The following is a 15142-nucleotide window of genomic DNA, read 5'->3' on the forward strand; positions in this document are numbered from 1 at the left end:
TGAGTCGGAGCCTTGATTTATGTCAAGCGCGGCGATCAGGCTTTCTTTTTATTCCGAATTCCCCGGACATCAAAGCCACGAATGCTGAACTACTCTGCGCTTTTTGCGGTGATTTGTTTCTGCCGAAACTGAATTTCTGAGGGCCACTGGCTTTTGATGTAGGCCAGGGTTGCGGAAATTTCCTCATCCGTAAGGTTGTCTCCGAAAGCAGGCATGCCGCTGATGAACCCTTCCGGGGCAACCGCGGCACCACCGAATTTGGTGATATGAAGCAAGAGGTTGTCGGGATGGTGCCAGGTGTGACCATCTGCGTTGTGGGGTGGTGCAGGAAGCGTGCCGTCCGAACGGGGAGATCGCCAATTGGGTTCCCCTTCCAGATTCTGGCCGTGGCAGGAAGCACACTGTTTCTCATAGATAGCTTCACCAAGGGAAACCTGCGCCAGATTCGTCGGGTCAGGGAGAGGAAACGCGGCTGATTTTTCGCGGTTTGTCTGTTCGTCTTCAGTTTCAAGGACTCGACTGATTACATAGGCAAGAGCAGCAAGGAAACAGATGGTGGTAATGCAAGCGATCAAAACAGAGAGACAGTTCCATTGTTTTTTACAGATTGGTGTTGCCTGGGCCGGTTCTGTTTGGATCGATTTTTTGGGCATGGGTGCCTCTGTATTTTCCTAATGTGTGCAGGCGAAATTTGTGTTTGGGACCATAGATGTTCCAGTTGGAGGAAGCTCAAGCAGTAAATGCTTATTTTAGTATTAGTGATTACTTCTTATGAAACTTAATTTTTCTTATTTTTGCGGTGCGGCATATATTGATTTTTGTCGTTAAAGGCGTATTTTAACTTCAATGAGTTACGTTTGATGAGAAGGCCGGATCGTTGAGAGCCACTCTTTCGGGAGCTGGATTCTCTTTCTGCGTGAAGAGGCCCCATCTGGAGAGAAGCATACCAGCCGAAGGAGACTAAATTGGCTCTTGGTAAGGATACCCTGAAAACCCGCCGCCAGCTCAAAGTTAATGGTAAAACCTATGACTATTACAGCTTGGAGGAAGCTTCCAAAACACTCGGCGACATTTCACGTCTGCCGTTTTCCCTGAAAGTACTGCTCGAAAATTTGCTGCGCTTTGAAGACAATCGCAGTGTTAGCGTTGATGATATCAAAGCCATGGGCAGCTGGCTGAAAGATTGTCGCTCTGATCGGGAAATTGCCTATCGTCCTGCACGTGTTTTGATGCAGGATTTCACCGGTGTTCCTGCTGTGGTTGATCTGGCCGCCATGCGTCAGGCCATGGTTGACATGGGCGGGGATCCGAAAAAGATCAATCCGCTTTCCCCTGTTGATCTGGTGATTGACCATTCGGTCATGGTGGATTCATACGGCGGTCCCGGCTCGTTCCAGAAAAACGTGGATCTGGAGTTTGAGCGCAATGGCGAACGCTATGCTTTCCTCCGCTGGGGTCAGAAAGCTTTTGATAACTTCCGGGTTGTTCCTCCTGGAACCGGGATCTGTCATCAGGTGAACGTCGAGAACCTGGCGCAGGTGGTCTGGACCAAGGAAGAAGATGGCGTGACCATCGCCTATCCGGACACTCTGGTTGGAACAGATTCTCATACAACAATGGTTAATGGCCTGTCCGTGCTCGGTTGGGGCGTGGGTGGTATTGAAGCCGAAGCCGCGATGCTGGGACAGCCGGTCTCCATGGTTATTCCCGAAGTTGTCGGGATGAAAATGACCGGCGAAATGAAAGAAGGCACCACGGCGACTGATCTGGTTCTGACCATTACTGAAATTCTGCGGTCCCATGGTGTGGTTGGAAAGTTTGTCGAATTCTACGGCTCTGGCCTCGATAATCTGACACTGGCCGATCAGGCGACCATTGCGAACATGGCTCCGGAATATGGGGCAACCTGTGGTTTCTTCCCGGTTGATGCCGAAACAATCCGTTATCTGCGTTTCACTGGCCGCGATGAAGATCGTGTCGCACTGGTTGAAGCCTATGCCAAAGCACAGGGCATGTGGCGGGAAACCAATACTCCTGATCCGGTCTTTACGGCGTCGCTTGAGCTTGATCTCTCGACTGTTGAACCAAGTCTTGCCGGACCAAAACGTCCACAAGACCGGATTTCCCTGAGCAACCTTGCACCGAAGTCAATTGCGACAATCAAGGAAGCTGTCAAAGGCGATATCAAGAAAACAGCCGCAGTTACTGGTAAGGACTACGGGCTAAGTCATGGCGATGTGATGATCGCAGCCATCACCAGCTGTACCAACACTTCGAACCCGTCGGTTCTGATCGGTGCAGGACTGGTCGCGAAAAAAGCCTATGAACTTGGTTTGGCTGTAAAGCCGTGGGTCAAGACTTCATTGGCACCGGGGTCTCAGGTGGTAACTGATTATCTCGAGAAGGCCGGTTTGCAGGATTATCTCAACAAGCTTGGTTTCGATCTGGTTGGATACGGCTGTACAACCTGTATCGGGAACTCCGGACCGCTGGCGGATGAGTATATCGAGGCGATTGACAGGGAAGGCTTGCAGGTTGCCGCGGTTCTTTCCGGCAACCGTAACTTTGAAGGTCGTGTCAGCCCGCAGACCCGTTTGAACTATCTGGCATCCCCACCACTGGTTGTTGCTTATGCGCTTGCCGGGAATGTGACACTGGATCTGCTCAATGACCCGATTGGTCAGGATAAAGCGGGCAAGGATGTCTTCCTCAAGGATATCTGGCCGTCTTCTCAGGAAATTGCTGAGGTTTCAGGTTATGCCCTGACCCCGGAAATGTTCAAGGATCGTTACAGCAACGTCTTTGAAGGGCCTGAAGAGTGGAAGAAGATCGAAACGGCTACTGGCCTGACCTACGACTGGAATGACCAGAGTACCTATGTTCAATATCCTCCTTTCTTCGAAGGTATGAGCCGGGAAGCTGGTGGCTTTAGCGATGTTGCGGGTGCACGCCCACTTCTGGTTCTTGCCGATAACATCACAACAGACCATATCTCGCCTGCCGGTGCGATCAAGGCAGACAGCCCTGGTGGCAGCTATCTGACAGAGCATCAGGTTCGCCCGGTTGATTTCAACTCCTACGGCTCTCGCCGTGGCAACCATCATGTGATGATGCGCGGCACCTTTGCCAACATCCGGATCAAGAACGAAATGGTTGACGGCATTGAAGGTGGTTTCTCCAAGTATAAGGGCGAGACCATGCCGGTCTATGACGCGGCCATGAAGTATATGGCTGACGAGACACCATTGGTTGTCTTTGGTGGCAAGGAATACGGCATGGGATCATCCCGTGACTGGGCTGCCAAGGGGACACGCCTGCTGGGAATCAAGGCTGTCATCGTTGAAAGTTTTGAGCGTATTCACCGATCGAACCTGGTTGGTATGGGCGTCTTGCCATTGCAGTTCAAAGACGGCATGACCCGCCAGAGCCTGAAGATCACCGGGGATGAAACCATTGATCTGTCCGGTATTGCTGACGGGATCAAGCCGGGTATGGATGTGGATTGCCGGATCAGCCGTCCAGACGGTTCTGTGGAGAACATCAAGCTTCTCTGCCGGATTGATACTGCTGATGAGGTGGAATACTACCGTCATGGCGGGATCCTGCATTACGTACTGCGTAACCTGATGAACGACGCCGCCTAGTCGCGATTACGTTGCAAATAAAAAGGCAGTCTGGAATTCCAGACTGCCTTTTTTTGATCGCGTAAACTTGAAGGTGAGTGACTGGTGCAGCAGAGAGCCCGGGATTAATCTGGGCAGATGAAACACTCTTTTTCACTCCTGCTCAAACATCCGGTTACCAAGATTCTGGCTGTTATTCTGGGGCTTTCTTCAGCCTGGGTATATCAGGCTGCAAGGGGGCCTTCCGCTGAACAGGTTGCCGCAGCGGAAGCCCGACTTGGATTTGTTACCCGTGTTGCCGAGGCGTCTGATCTTTCTGAGGGGGCTGCAGAGAGTCTGTCTCCCGTGGTTGTTGAGCTTTTTACCTCTCAGGGCTGTAGCTCCTGTCCTCCAGCCGACGCCTTGTTGAATGAACTGGCTGATCTGCCGGGTATTATCGCGCTATCCTATCATGTGGACTATTGGGATTACATTGGCTGGAAAGATCCTTTCTCCAGCCCTGAGGCCACGGCAAGGCAACGGGGATATGCGCAGGCCCTGGCCTTACGTTATGTCTATACCCCGCAGATTGTTATCGACGGAAAGACCGAAATGGTCGGCTCGCGCAGAGGGGATGTCCTGTTGGCAATCGAGGCGGCGTCACAAAGAGTAAAACCAGTCAGTCTTCATATTGATCAAGTCACCCCGGGCAAATCCCGGATTATTTTTGAGGGTCTGTTGCCTGCGGGTCAAACCGCAACTTTGTGGCTGGCGAGCTTTGATCAAAAGCACGAAACAGAAATTAGCCGGGGAGAGAACAAGGGCCTGTTCATGATCAATCGGCATGTGGTGCGCAATATTGATGCCGTCGCTGTGTGGAATGGTCGCGATAAAAGACTGGATCTTGATCTGGCGTTGTTTGGCGACCCAGGAGGGGGAGACTATGCCGTTATTCTACAAGACGGTACAAACGGTACTGTTCTCGGGGCTGCCTTTATAAAATAATGCCCGGAGCAGAGGGGTTAGTTTTGTCCCTGTAAAACGGGGATCTGTGCCATGTAGTCTTGTAAAAAATCACGAAAACATTTCGCTTTGGCACTGAGAAGCCGCCCGCTTGGCCAAACGGCATAGATATCTCTTTGCGGGCCGCAGCAGGGAGCCATGAGCTGAACCAGCTGTCTGTTTTCGAGAGCGGTGTGTATTTCGCTCCGTGGTAACAGGGCGATACCGACGCCATCAATTGCCATTTGGGTAGCAAGAGTGATGTCATTTACAAATGTACTGGACTGCGGATGAAACGTTTGCCGCATTTTTGTATCCGGGTTGGTGATCTCCCATACAGGCAGGATGTTTCCGGTGATCAGACGATGATCTTTCAGCTCGTCGATTGAGCGGGGTTCTCCCTGTTGCCTGAGATAATCCGGGGCAGCAACCAACAGGGTGGAGACAGACCCCAGGCGTTTTTGGAAAAGTTGCGAATCTTCCTGTGGGCCAACCCGCAAGGCCAGATCAATCTGGGCGGACAATAGATCTTCACGTTCATTGTTGAGCTGTAGATGCAGCTGAATCGCAGGGTAGGCCTTGATAAAGGACGACCACATGGGATGAAGCAATCCAATTGAAATGTTGGTCGGTGCCATGACTCTCAACTGTCCGCCGAGCTGTTGCAGATCCTGATTGAGATCGCGTGTGGTGGTTTCCAACTGTTCTACAAGATGGGCACAGGAGCGGTAATAGGCTTCCCCTTCACTGGTCAGACTGAACTTGCGTGCAGATCTGTGGATGAGTTGACAGCCCAGAGTTTCTTCCAGCTTTTTGAGCCGCCGGGTGACTGTTGCTGCAGGCAGATTTAAATAAGTTGCGGCCCCGGAAAGGCTCTGGTTTCTGGCAATGTGGATAAAAAGAGAGATATCATCAAGCATGATTCCATTAATGGAATTTATAACGTCAATATTCAATATATATATTAAAAATGAAATTAAATATCTTTGTTCTCACTGGGTTTAACCAAAAAAAACAGAGAGAATGATCATGTTGTGGATTAGTGCAGGTATCGAAGTTACGAAGCAGAGTGAAATAGCACGGGCCCGGCGAGAGCTGGAGAAGCTGGTGGGTGAAACACAGACTGAGCCGGATTGCATCAAGTTTGAAATTCTGCAAAATCTGGAAAATCCGGCGTGTTTTACCCTCTGGGAATGCTGGGTGGATGAGGCGGCCCTGAAAGCCCACTTTGAACAGCCTCATACCAAAGCCTATCTCGCGCTGGAGCTGACCGAGGTCATGTATATCGAGCGGCTGGTGTCCTGTGCCGGAGGGTCACTGGAGCAGGCGGCATGAAACAGCGTCTTCTCTTTTCCGCCCTTATGTCATTTGTTCTATCGTTTCTGATGTCCTGCTGGGTGACCTGGATAAACCTTGGCTTGAGTGCGATGTTTATCGAACGCTGGCTCAATGCTTTTATTCTTGCCTGGCCTGCCGCGGCAGCCGTTTCTTTTCTTTTCGGGCCGATTGTCCAGCAGCTGACATTGCGTATTCTGCTGATGCGGCGATCAGAATTTCAGCGTTAAAAGCAGGGAATAAGATCATGCAGCTACAGCGTATTAACCTGCCAGAACTGGGGTTGCCTGTCGGCCCTTATGTCCATGCGGTTCGTCATCAACACACGCTTTATACGTCGGGGTTCACGGCTTATGGCACAGCATACCAATATGGCTCTCTTGCCGAACAAACCCGGGGCATTTTTGAACAGTTGTTGTCGATCGCTGAAGCCCAAAAAACGTCGCTGGAAGGGTTGGTGAAGGTAACAATATTTGTCACTGATCTGGAGCGGATTGCCGAATTAAGAGATTGCCTCATGGAGCTCTATGATGGTGCTGTTCCGGCAAGCTCTCTGGTCAAGGTCGATCGTTTGTTCTCGCCAGAACTTCTGATCGAAGTTGAAGCTATTTTTGCTCTTTGAACAGGGGGTTATCAAAGAAGCAGGGGGCGGTGTCCTTGGACACCGCCCCCTGCTTCTTTTGTGGTTGATGAAAAGGCCTAGTGGTTCGATTCCAACATTTGCATCCCCCACCGGCAAGTTCAGGTGAATTTGACATTTGAAAACGAACCCGGCCGCGGATGGGATTCAAATGTCAAATTTGCTCCACTAGATCAGGCCTTTCCCCATGACCCTGGACATGCGCTGGGCAAAGGTTGCGGCGTCAGCGGGTGCCTGTCCTTCGAGAATGCGGGCCTGATCCAGCAACAGCCAGGCGACGTCTTCAAGTTCTGAAGCGCCACCGTCTTTTTTGATCAAGCCGGAAAGCTGTTTAACCAGAACGTGTTTGGGGTTGATTTCCAGAACCCGTTTGCTGATCCGGTCGACCTGTTTATGGCTGCGCAGGATACGTTCGAGATGGATATCCATATCGCCATCATCCGCAACCAGACAGACAGCTGAATCTGTCAGGCGCTCCGAGCTTCTGACATCCTTGATCTCGCCTTCGAGAGTCAGTTTCATAAAGCCAAGCAGGGCACCTAGTTCGTCCTTGGTTTCTTCCTTGTCTTCAGCTTTGTCTTTATCTGCTTCCTCACCGGGAATCTTGCCAAGATCAGCACCACCACGGGTAACGGACTTGAAGCTCTTGCCTTCAAATTCGGTAACTGTGGTCATCCAGAACTCGTCAACCGGATCATAGAGAACCAGCACGTCAACATCCTTGGCCTTGAAACCCTCAATCTGTGGGCTGCGGCGCAGGGCCTTTTCATCTTCGCCAGAGATGTAATAGATGTGCTCCTGTCCTTCTTTCATACCAGCGACATAGTCAGCGAGGCTGATCCAGCCATCGGTCTTGACAGAGCGGAAGCGGCAGAGCTTGAGCAGATCATCCTTCTGGGCAACATCCTCGTAGAGGCCTTCCTTGAGAACCGGGCCGAACTGTTCCCAGAACTTGATGTATTCCTCTGATTCTTTGGTTGCTTTTTTCTCGAGCAGGCCAAGGACACGTTTGGTGATGCCGCTGCGGATTTTACGCAAAAGCGGATTATCCTGCAGCATTTCACGGCTGATGTTCAGCGGCAGATCCTCGGTATCGATTACGCCTTTGAGGAACCGCAGATACGGTGGAATCAGCTCCTGGCAATCATCGGTAATGAAAACCCGGCGTACATAAAGCTTAACCCCGTGTTTGCGTTCAGGGTGAAACAGGTCAAAGGGCTTGCTGCCGGGAATGAAAAGCAGACCGGAATATTCATGAACACCCTCAACCCGGAAATGTTCCTGAAGCCAGGGATCATCATAGGCATGGGCGACGTGGTGATAGAATTCCTTATATTCCTCATCGGTGACTTCGGATTTGCTCCGGGTCCAGATGGCAGAGGCAGAATTGAGGGTTGCCCATTCTTCGCCGGCTTCCTTGTCATCTTCCTGCTTGATGGCTTTAAAGCGGATGGGAATGGGGATGTGGTCGGAATAGGTCTTGATAATGGTGCTCAGGCGCAGCTCTTCGCCGAATTCACTCTGATCATCTTTCAAGTGCAGGGTAATGGAGGTTCCCCGACCGGCCTTGTCAGCTTCGCCGATGGTAAAAGCACCCTTGCCGTCTGAATCCCATTTCCAGCCTTGTGTCTCACCAGCTTTGCGGCTGACCACACTGACCTTGTCTGAAACCATATAGGCCGAATAAAAACCAACCCCGAACTGGCCGATCAGGTTGTTGCCTTCTTTGCTGCTTTCCATCTGTGACATGAAGGCGCTGGTACCGGAGCGGGCAATCGTTCCCAGATTGTCTATCAGCTCTTCACGGTTCATGCCGATGCCATTATCGCTGATGGTCAGCGTCTTTGCTTTGGAGTTTACTTCCAGATCAATCCGGAAATCCGGATCGTCTTTCATCAGGTTGCCATCGGTCAGCGCGAGATAACGCAGCTTGTCACAGGCATCTGATGCGTTGGAAATCAGTTCGCGCAGGAAGATTTCTTTGTTTGAATAGAGTGAATGGGCAACGATGTCCAAGAGGCGAGAAACCTCGGCCTGGAAGGAGAGTTGTTCCTCAGACATGATTCTTTGTCCACCTTTATTATGCTATGTAATTGATGTTGTTTCATTCCTGAGGAAAGTTCCCCGGGAACAGAAGAGATATGGCGCAGGAAGGTGATTTTTTCAAGTTATTAGAGACGGAGGGAAGCTACAGAAACTTGAACAACGACCCAACTGATGTGCGCAGATGTTGCCGCGTGAGGCGGGGGCAGACTTTGCAGAAGGGGATATCTTAGGGTACAAAGTCGGAAAGTCTAACTTGTCGATGATCTGAATACCTTCAGGAGTAGTTATGTTAAGTCTGGCTCGATTGCCTGTATTACTGGGTGCAATCCTGCTCTTGAGCGCCTGTGCTGCGAGTCCCAATTCTTCACCGATGAAGATATTTGATCGCAAGGGGATTGCCGCGCCAACAATTGATGCTTTCGAGTATTGTCATGGCTATGGCTGTCAGACCAAAGTTAAACTTTCCCTGGATGAAGCAGAAAAAAATGATCTTATTTCGGCTTTCGGTTCGGCGGAAACGCCACAGGAAGAGCGGGCAGGTATGGCCCGGGCCGTTGCCTATATGGAACAGCTGAATGGCCCGAAAACGGGAACGGACAAGGATGTCGGTGGAACCTTTACGGGCTATGGTCAGGCCGGGCAGCTTGACTGTGAAGATGAGGCAACAAACACAACAACAACCCTGATTTTTCTACGTGATCTTGGCTTGCTAAAACACCACCGTTTGCGATCCCAGGTCACAAGAGGATTTTTCTTTCGAGGCTGGCCCCATACCTCGGCAGCGGTGATCGAGATTGCTTCCGGGAAAAGTTATGTAATTGATTCCTGGTTTGAGAGCAGCGGTGTGGCCCCGCACGTTGTGCCTTATGAGATCTGGTCGTCGGGATGGGACCCGGCCAAAGATGGAGCTGTTGAGCCCGAATAGCTGGCCTTATGGTCTGATGCCGGGCAATTCTCTGTCGATGTCGTCTAACGATGGCCCAGATTTTCAGGGGAGACGAGTGTCGTGATACTGGCTGTCGCGAAAAGAATTACAACAACCAGCAATATCTCGCAGCAGATCGCCCGCCGAAGGTGCTGAATGGCAAGCGGGCTTCCTCGACTGATTGCGGGCACCAGGTAAAATTTGTTCAATCCGGCAACACCAAGTAGTAGACCGACTATTCCGATCTTGCCCAAGAGTATCCAGCCGTAGGCAGTTTTAAAGAGCCCCTGGAAACCGCCAGCTATAAACCATGCCATCACAGCGCCTGAAATCAGCAGCAGGGGGATAAGCCAACTGGCGATACGTCCAAAATGTTCAAGGGTTGGGGCGGCGCTAGTCGGAGCCCTCTTCAGGAGCATTAGAAGTGGAGCAAAGCTGCCTGCCCAGAAACTGGCAATGACAAGGTGGAAGAATATGAGGGTTTTGAGCAGAATCTCCGGGCTGTAGAGGCTTGTGTGCCCGGTTAAAATATAAGAGGAGAGGATGAGCAGCAGGCCAAGGATTGAGAGAGGTGTTCTCGCGGTCGTTATTCCCGTTAGGGCGAGTAACAAAAAACCAAATGCCAATAAGATGGAAAGTTTGCCCGCATCAGAAGACAGGACAAGCAGGATCATTTCCAGATCAGCAAGTGCGGTGCTCTCCCCTCCCGCTAACCAAATGGCACTGGTCGCAAGGTTGAGGGCGACAAAAAGAATGCCACAAACGGCAAGGCGTCGTATCAACCGGAATATCTGATCTTTAATGAGGATAATATCCCTTGAGAAGAGCAAAATGAAGATCGTACTGCCACAGGCAAAGAGACTTAGACCATAGAGAGCAGCCTTTTCACCCAATAACAGGAGTTCAAGCAGAGTGTCTGAAAACATTCAAAATTTCTTTGTTAGGGCTTGATTGAGAAGCTGAACGACCCTTTGGTCGGGTGGCCATCGCTTGCTAGGCCCCGCCAATCTATCTGGTAGGTACCTGCTTCGAGGTGGGGCAGGGGCGCAGAAATGATTGATGTTGGTTCGTTGTTTTGTTCGCCCCCCAGGGGGATCAACTCTCCTGCGGGTGTCTCCAGCTTCATAGAGGTTATGCGTACAGGCGAGGGAAAGGTGAGTGTTATCTGTTCTGGTGCGGCCGCAAGGATTGCTTGATCAGCAGGCTCGCTCATCACCATTTTCCCATGGGCGAAGGCGATACCCGGAAGAAGAGTGGCAAAAAACAGGATGCTAATGATCCTGAGGGACTTGAGCATGGACTTCTCCTTTAAACATAGCCGACCAAGGTTAAACCTTCCCCCTGCAGGAGGGTCAACAGAAGTAAATCTTGCCGCGAACATTTCCATCGAGAGCTTTTCTGTGTATAGAGGGCGCCATTGCATTAGGTCATAAATTAAAGATTCGGATTTGCTTCTGTCAGGTTGTTCCCGGGTCCCTTAGCCAGGAGGGATTATATGAGTTTTCTCGCTTCCAAAAAAATCACTGCTGTTCTCGGGCCGACCAACACTGGAAAAACTTTTCTGGCTATGGAGCGGATGCTTGGCTACAGCTCGGGCATGATCGGTTTTCCCTTGCGGCTTCTGGCGCGGGAAAACTACGATAAAGCGGTTGCAATCAAAGGAAAAAACAACTGTGCGCTGGTGACGGGTGAAGAAAAAATCCTGCCGAAAGGAGCGCGATATTTTTTCTGTACGGTTGAATCCATGCCGCTGGACAAGCTGGTAGAGTTTCTGGCCGTCGATGAAATCCAGCTGGCAGCGGATGATGAACGCGGCCATATTTTTACCGATCGCCTGCTGCACGCGCGGGGCACAGCCGAGACCATGTTTATGGGTTCGAGTACAGTCCTGCCGCTGTTGCGCAAGCTGATCAGGGATATCGAACTTATTGAGCGACCTCGCTTTTCCAAGCTGACCTATGCCGGAAGCAAAAAAATTATCCGCCTGCCGCCGCGAACGGCTGTGGTGGCGTTTTCAGCTGCGGATGTCTATATTCTGGCAGAAACGATGCGGCAACACCGGGGCGGAACGGCCGTAGTGCTGGGGGCTTTGAGCCCGCGGACCCGCAATGCCCAGGTGGCCATGTTCGAGAATGGTGAAGTTGACTATCTCGTCGCAACCGATGCGATCGGAATGGGACTAAATCTGGATGTCAATCATGTGGCTTTTGCCCGCATGGAAAAGTTTGATGGACGCATTTCGCGAAGATTGATGCCATCGGAAGTCGGGCAGATTGCCGGGCGAGCCGGACGTCATACCCGGGATGGTACCTTCGGGGTGACGGGTAACGTTAACCCCTTGAGCGAGGATCTGATCGAGCGGGTGGAGAATCACATTTACGATCCACTCAGAGTGCTCTACTGGCGTAATCGGGATCTGGATTATCGTTCTCCAGAAGGTTTGATGCGATCACTGGAACAGAGATCCGAAGATTCGGTTTTGATGCGGGTTCGCGATGCAGATGATCATCTGGCTCTTGCCGCCCTAATGCAAGAAACAACCGTTCAGGAGACGGCAACAACACAAGCATCGGTTAAGTTACTGTGGGAAGTTTGTCAGATTCCGGATTTCAGAAAAATCCTGACTGATCAACATATTCGGTTGCTTTCTCAGATATATCATTATTTGATGAGCAACCGTGGGCTGTTGCCAGATGACTGGGTTTCAGGACAAATTCGGCGGTTCGATCGTATTGACGGGGATATCGACACTTTGGTGTCGAGGATATCCCATATTCGTACCTGGACCTACATTAGTCACAGGGCGGACTGGTTAGAGGATAACGAGCATTGGCAGGGCGAAAGCCGTGCGATAGAAGATCGGTTATCAGATGCATTACACACCCGTCTGACTCAACGGTTTGTTGACAGGCGGGCAACGACATTAGTGCGGAGCCTCCGCGCGGGAGAAAGTATAGTGGCGGCGGTTAAAGCGAACGGAGATGTTATTGTCGAGGGAGAACTCCTTGGACGGATTTCCGGATTTGCCTTTGTCTTGGACGAAAGTCTGCAGGGCGGTGATATCAAGACGGCCCTTACAGCGGCACGGAAAACCCTGATGGCGGAAATGCCTGCCCGGGTGACCATGCTGGAAGAGGACAACGACGGATCTTTTCTGCTCAACGATGCAGCAGAGTTGACCTGGCGCGGCATAGCGGTTGGCAAGCTTGTTAAAGGCGACATTCCGCTTAATCCGCTGGTCGAGGTCTACGGCACAGAGTTTCTTGACGGTCCCATGCGGGAACGGGTTCGGGTACGTTTGAATGGATGGCTTGAACGCCATCTTCGGGCTCAACTTAAACCACTGTTTTTTCTGTCTGAGGCAAAGCTCGAAGGGGCTGCGCGCGGGATCTCCTTTCAGGTTCTAGAGGGGCTGGGACTGGTGCCACGGCATCTGTTGCGAGACCAGATCAATGGCCTGAGTAAAGTTGACCGGAAGGCTTTGGCGGATCTTGGATTGCGTCTGGGCCGAGAAAGCGTCTATCTGCCTAATCTTAATCGTCCCCGTCCCTGTCGTATCCGGGCATTGCTCTGGGCCGCGTGGAATGAACTTTCTGTGCCGGATCTACCGGATTTTGATCTGGTCAGCTTTGAGCCACAGATGACACAAAGCGACAGCTTTTGCGGGGCTGTGGGGTATCGCCGGCTTTCTGATCGCAAGGGCAAGGAACTTGTTTTGCGGGCGGAAATTCTGGAACGCTTGTCTCATGAGGCCTACAAACTGTTGCGTTTGAGCAAGGAAGCAGCAGAACCCAAATCGGAAAAGGGTAATAAAGAAACAGCGACAACGGCTGTTACGGAAGTCGATGTGCCTGCGGCGGAAGCACCGCTGGTCGAAAATACAACTGTAAGTGATGTTGCGATCCAAACGTCGATTCCTGAAGAGGCTGAAACGGTCGGGGTAAGCCCTGCCAATGAAGTTGCTGCTGTGAAAAAAGAAACCAAATCGGATGATGTCCTGGAACTTCCGGCAGGCTCTTTTGTCATCAGCAGTGAAATGCGCAAGGTTTCCGGGCTTGAAGACCAGCTTATCGCCTTCGTTCTGAAAACCCTGCGTTTTCAGCCAAATCGACTGAAAGGCGGAGTGACAACCTTCAGTCTCCGTGGCCCGAAAAAGCAGGACCCGAAGAAGAAAGAAGCCCGCAAGAAACAGGTTGAGGCAGAAAAAGCCCGTATGGCAGATTCTCCTTTTGCTGTTTTACAGGATCTTTCCTTTAACCGCTAAGGTCTGCAAGCGTGCCAGAAAGAGGACAGGAAACGGGAAGCCAAACTCTGCGGATAGACAAGTGGTTATGGTATGCCCGCTTTTTCAAGTCCCGTAGCCTGGCGAGCGAGGCCTGCAGCAGCGGGCGGGTTCGTACGGGTGGTACAGCAGTTCGCAAATCCAGTCATAATATCCGTGTTGGCGATGTTTTGACCTTTAACCAGGGGCCACATATCCGGGTGGTCAAGGTACTGGAGCTCGGTCAGCGTCGCGGGCCTGCCCCCGAGGCTCAGTTGTTGTATGAGGATCTTGAGCCGCCGCAAAAGAAAACCACAAGCACATTTTCTGGTGAAGGAGTGATGCGAGAGGCCGGGAGCGGGCGTCCGACAAAAAAAGATCGCCGGGAGACGGATCGCTTGCGTGGAGATTGAGGCGGCTCAAACGCCCTGTTTCTAAAGCCGGGTCATGATAATACCTGCTGCAATTGCGCAGGCAGAGAGCCAGCGCAACAGACCTGTCTTCTCTTTCAGAAAAATTACAGCAATTAACATGGCAAAGAGAACGCTGCTTTCTCTTAAACCTGAAACCAGAGCGATGGGTGCTTTTGTCATGGCCCATATGGCGATCCAGTAAGAGCCCAGGGACAAGGCACCTGCAATCAAACCGGTTTTCCATTCTGGCAGGGTTTTTGTGACTGCCTGCTTGCCCCGGGTTGCTATGGCAAGGATCAGCATGCACAGGCCATCTCCGGCAAAAAGCACCAGGGTGAAACCTGAGGCTGTTAGCGCCTCACGTGCCCCTATCCCATCAACCAATGTGTAGGCAGCCGTAAAAAAAGCGGTGCCGAGGGCAAAGAGCAACGCTGTGCCTGATAGATGGGGGCTGTTTTTCTGGGGCGCGAAAGCCATCACCATAATGCCAAGGCCAATTGCTACGACCCCGAGACTTTTGGACAGGGTTAGTATTTCGCCAAGGAAGAGGNCGCTGACAATGGAAACGATGAGAGGCGCTGTGCCACGGGCGAGGGGATAAATCTGGCTGAGATCCCCCAGCTGATAGGCTCTGATCAGAAACAGTTTATAGCCGACATGCAGAGCGATGGAGGCAAGAAGCCAGGGGAGGGACTGGAGAGAAGGCAGGGGAAAAAAAGCCAGCAGTCCCAATGAAATCGCTCCCTGAACCAGGGAAAGAAGCAAGATAGAGGAAAAACGATCAAGACCAACTTTGATAACGGCGTTCCAGCTGGCATGCATGAGGGCTCCGAACATGACAGCTATGAAGACATGACTTTCCATCGGGATTGTTTCTCGTTTGTTTGGCGCCACCAAGGTTTAACTTGTTCGTATTAA

Annotated in this window: 14 protein-coding genes; 8 read left to right on the forward strand and 6 right to left on the reverse strand. The window is 51.5% G+C overall.

Annotated elements, in window-relative coordinates; genetic code table 11:
- Positions 1–89 precede the first annotated feature (89 nt).
- Positions 90–653, reverse strand: a complete 564-nt coding sequence (locus B152_RS24870) for a c-type cytochrome (RefSeq protein WP_020590704.1) — start codon at positions 651–653, stop codon at positions 90–92.
- 312 nt (positions 654–965) lie between these two features.
- Here B152_RS24870 and acnA point away from each other — a divergent pair, with 312 nt between their 5' ends.
- Together acnA and B152_RS22150 are read left to right on the forward strand one after the other, a co-directional pair.
- The gene (acnA, locus tag B152_RS0102010; RefSeq protein ID WP_020590705.1) at positions 966–3644 is read left to right on the forward strand and encodes an aconitate hydratase AcnA; all 2679 of its coding nucleotides are present in this window, start codon (positions 966–968) and stop codon (positions 3642–3644) included.
- 117 nt (positions 3645–3761) lie between these two features.
- Complete coding sequence (locus B152_RS22150) at positions 3762–4607, forward strand: DUF1223 domain-containing protein (RefSeq protein ID WP_020590706.1); 846 nt, start codon at positions 3762–3764, stop codon at positions 4605–4607.
- A gap of 17 nt (positions 4608–4624) precedes the next feature.
- Here the strand turns inward: B152_RS22150 and B152_RS0102020 are convergent, their stop codons facing one another.
- Positions 4625–5524 carry a LysR family transcriptional regulator gene (locus B152_RS0102020; RefSeq protein ID WP_020590707.1) on the reverse strand — a complete coding sequence of 300 codons (900 nt, stop codon included), beginning with the start codon at positions 5522–5524 and terminating at the stop codon, positions 4625–4627.
- Between the two features lie 109 nt (positions 5525–5633).
- Between B152_RS0102020 and B152_RS0102025 the strand changes: the two genes are divergently transcribed.
- Genes B152_RS0102025 through B152_RS0102035 form a run of 3 tightly spaced genes read left to right on the forward strand, consistent with a single transcriptional unit; the run spans position 5634 to position 6561 of the window.
- Positions 5634–5939, forward strand: coding sequence for a putative quinol monooxygenase (locus B152_RS0102025; protein WP_020590708.1), 306 nt, complete (start codon positions 5634–5636; stop codon positions 5937–5939).
- Complete coding sequence (locus B152_RS0102030; RefSeq protein ID WP_020590709.1) at positions 5936–6169, forward strand: DUF2798 domain-containing protein; 234 nt, start codon at positions 5936–5938, stop codon at positions 6167–6169. Before B152_RS0102025 ends, B152_RS0102030 begins: the two co-directional genes overlap by 4 nt.
- 17 nt (positions 6170–6186) lie before the next feature.
- Positions 6187–6561 carry a RidA family protein gene (locus B152_RS0102035; protein WP_020590710.1) on the forward strand — a complete coding sequence of 125 codons (375 nt, stop codon included), beginning with the start codon at positions 6187–6189 and terminating at the stop codon, positions 6559–6561.
- A gap of 186 nt (positions 6562–6747) precedes the next feature.
- Here B152_RS0102035 and htpG read toward each other — a convergent pair whose 3' ends face one another.
- Entirely contained in the window at positions 6748–8640 is a 1893-nt protein-coding gene (gene htpG / locus B152_RS0102040) for a molecular chaperone HtpG (protein ID WP_020590711.1), read from the reverse strand.
- Positions 8641–8911: 271 nt separating this feature from the next.
- Between htpG and B152_RS22155 the strand changes: the two genes are divergently transcribed.
- Positions 8912–9550, forward strand: coding sequence for a hypothetical protein (locus tag B152_RS22155; RefSeq protein ID WP_020590712.1), 639 nt, complete (start codon positions 8912–8914; stop codon positions 9548–9550).
- A 44-nt stretch (positions 9551–9594) separates the two neighbouring features.
- Here B152_RS22155 and B152_RS22160 read toward each other — a convergent pair whose 3' ends face one another.
- Positions 9595–10476 (reverse strand): copper resistance D family protein, encoded by an 882-nt coding sequence (locus tag B152_RS22160; protein WP_020590713.1) that lies wholly within the window; start codon positions 10474–10476, stop codon positions 9595–9597.
- Positions 10477–10490: 14 nt separating this feature from the next.
- Positions 10491–10847 carry a copper resistance CopC family protein gene (locus tag B152_RS22165; RefSeq protein WP_157230774.1) on the reverse strand — a complete coding sequence of 119 codons (357 nt, stop codon included), beginning with the start codon at positions 10845–10847 and terminating at the stop codon, positions 10491–10493.
- A gap of 198 nt (positions 10848–11045) precedes the next feature.
- Here B152_RS22165 and B152_RS0102060 point away from each other — a divergent pair, with 198 nt between their 5' ends.
- Both B152_RS0102060 and B152_RS0102065 read left to right on the forward strand, forming a co-directional pair.
- Positions 11046–13814 (forward strand): helicase-related protein, encoded by a 2769-nt coding sequence (locus B152_RS0102060; protein ID WP_020590715.1) that lies wholly within the window; start codon positions 11046–11048, stop codon positions 13812–13814.
- Positions 13815–13825: 11 nt separating this feature from the next.
- Entirely contained in the window at positions 13826–14224 is a 399-nt protein-coding gene (locus B152_RS0102065; protein WP_020590716.1) for an RNA-binding S4 domain-containing protein, read from the forward strand.
- 21 nt (positions 14225–14245) lie between these two features.
- Here the strand turns inward: B152_RS0102065 and B152_RS0102070 are convergent, their stop codons facing one another.
- A complete protein-coding gene (locus tag B152_RS0102070) occupies positions 14246–15088 on the reverse strand; it encodes an EamA family transporter (protein WP_020590717.1) in 843 nt (280 codons plus the stop codon).
- Between the last annotated feature and the right edge of the window lie 54 nt (positions 15089–15142).

The organism is Kiloniella laminariae DSM 19542 (assembly GCF_000374005.1).
In the GTDB taxonomy this organism is placed as follows: domain Bacteria; phylum Pseudomonadota; class Alphaproteobacteria; order Kiloniellales; family Kiloniellaceae; genus Kiloniella; species Kiloniella laminariae.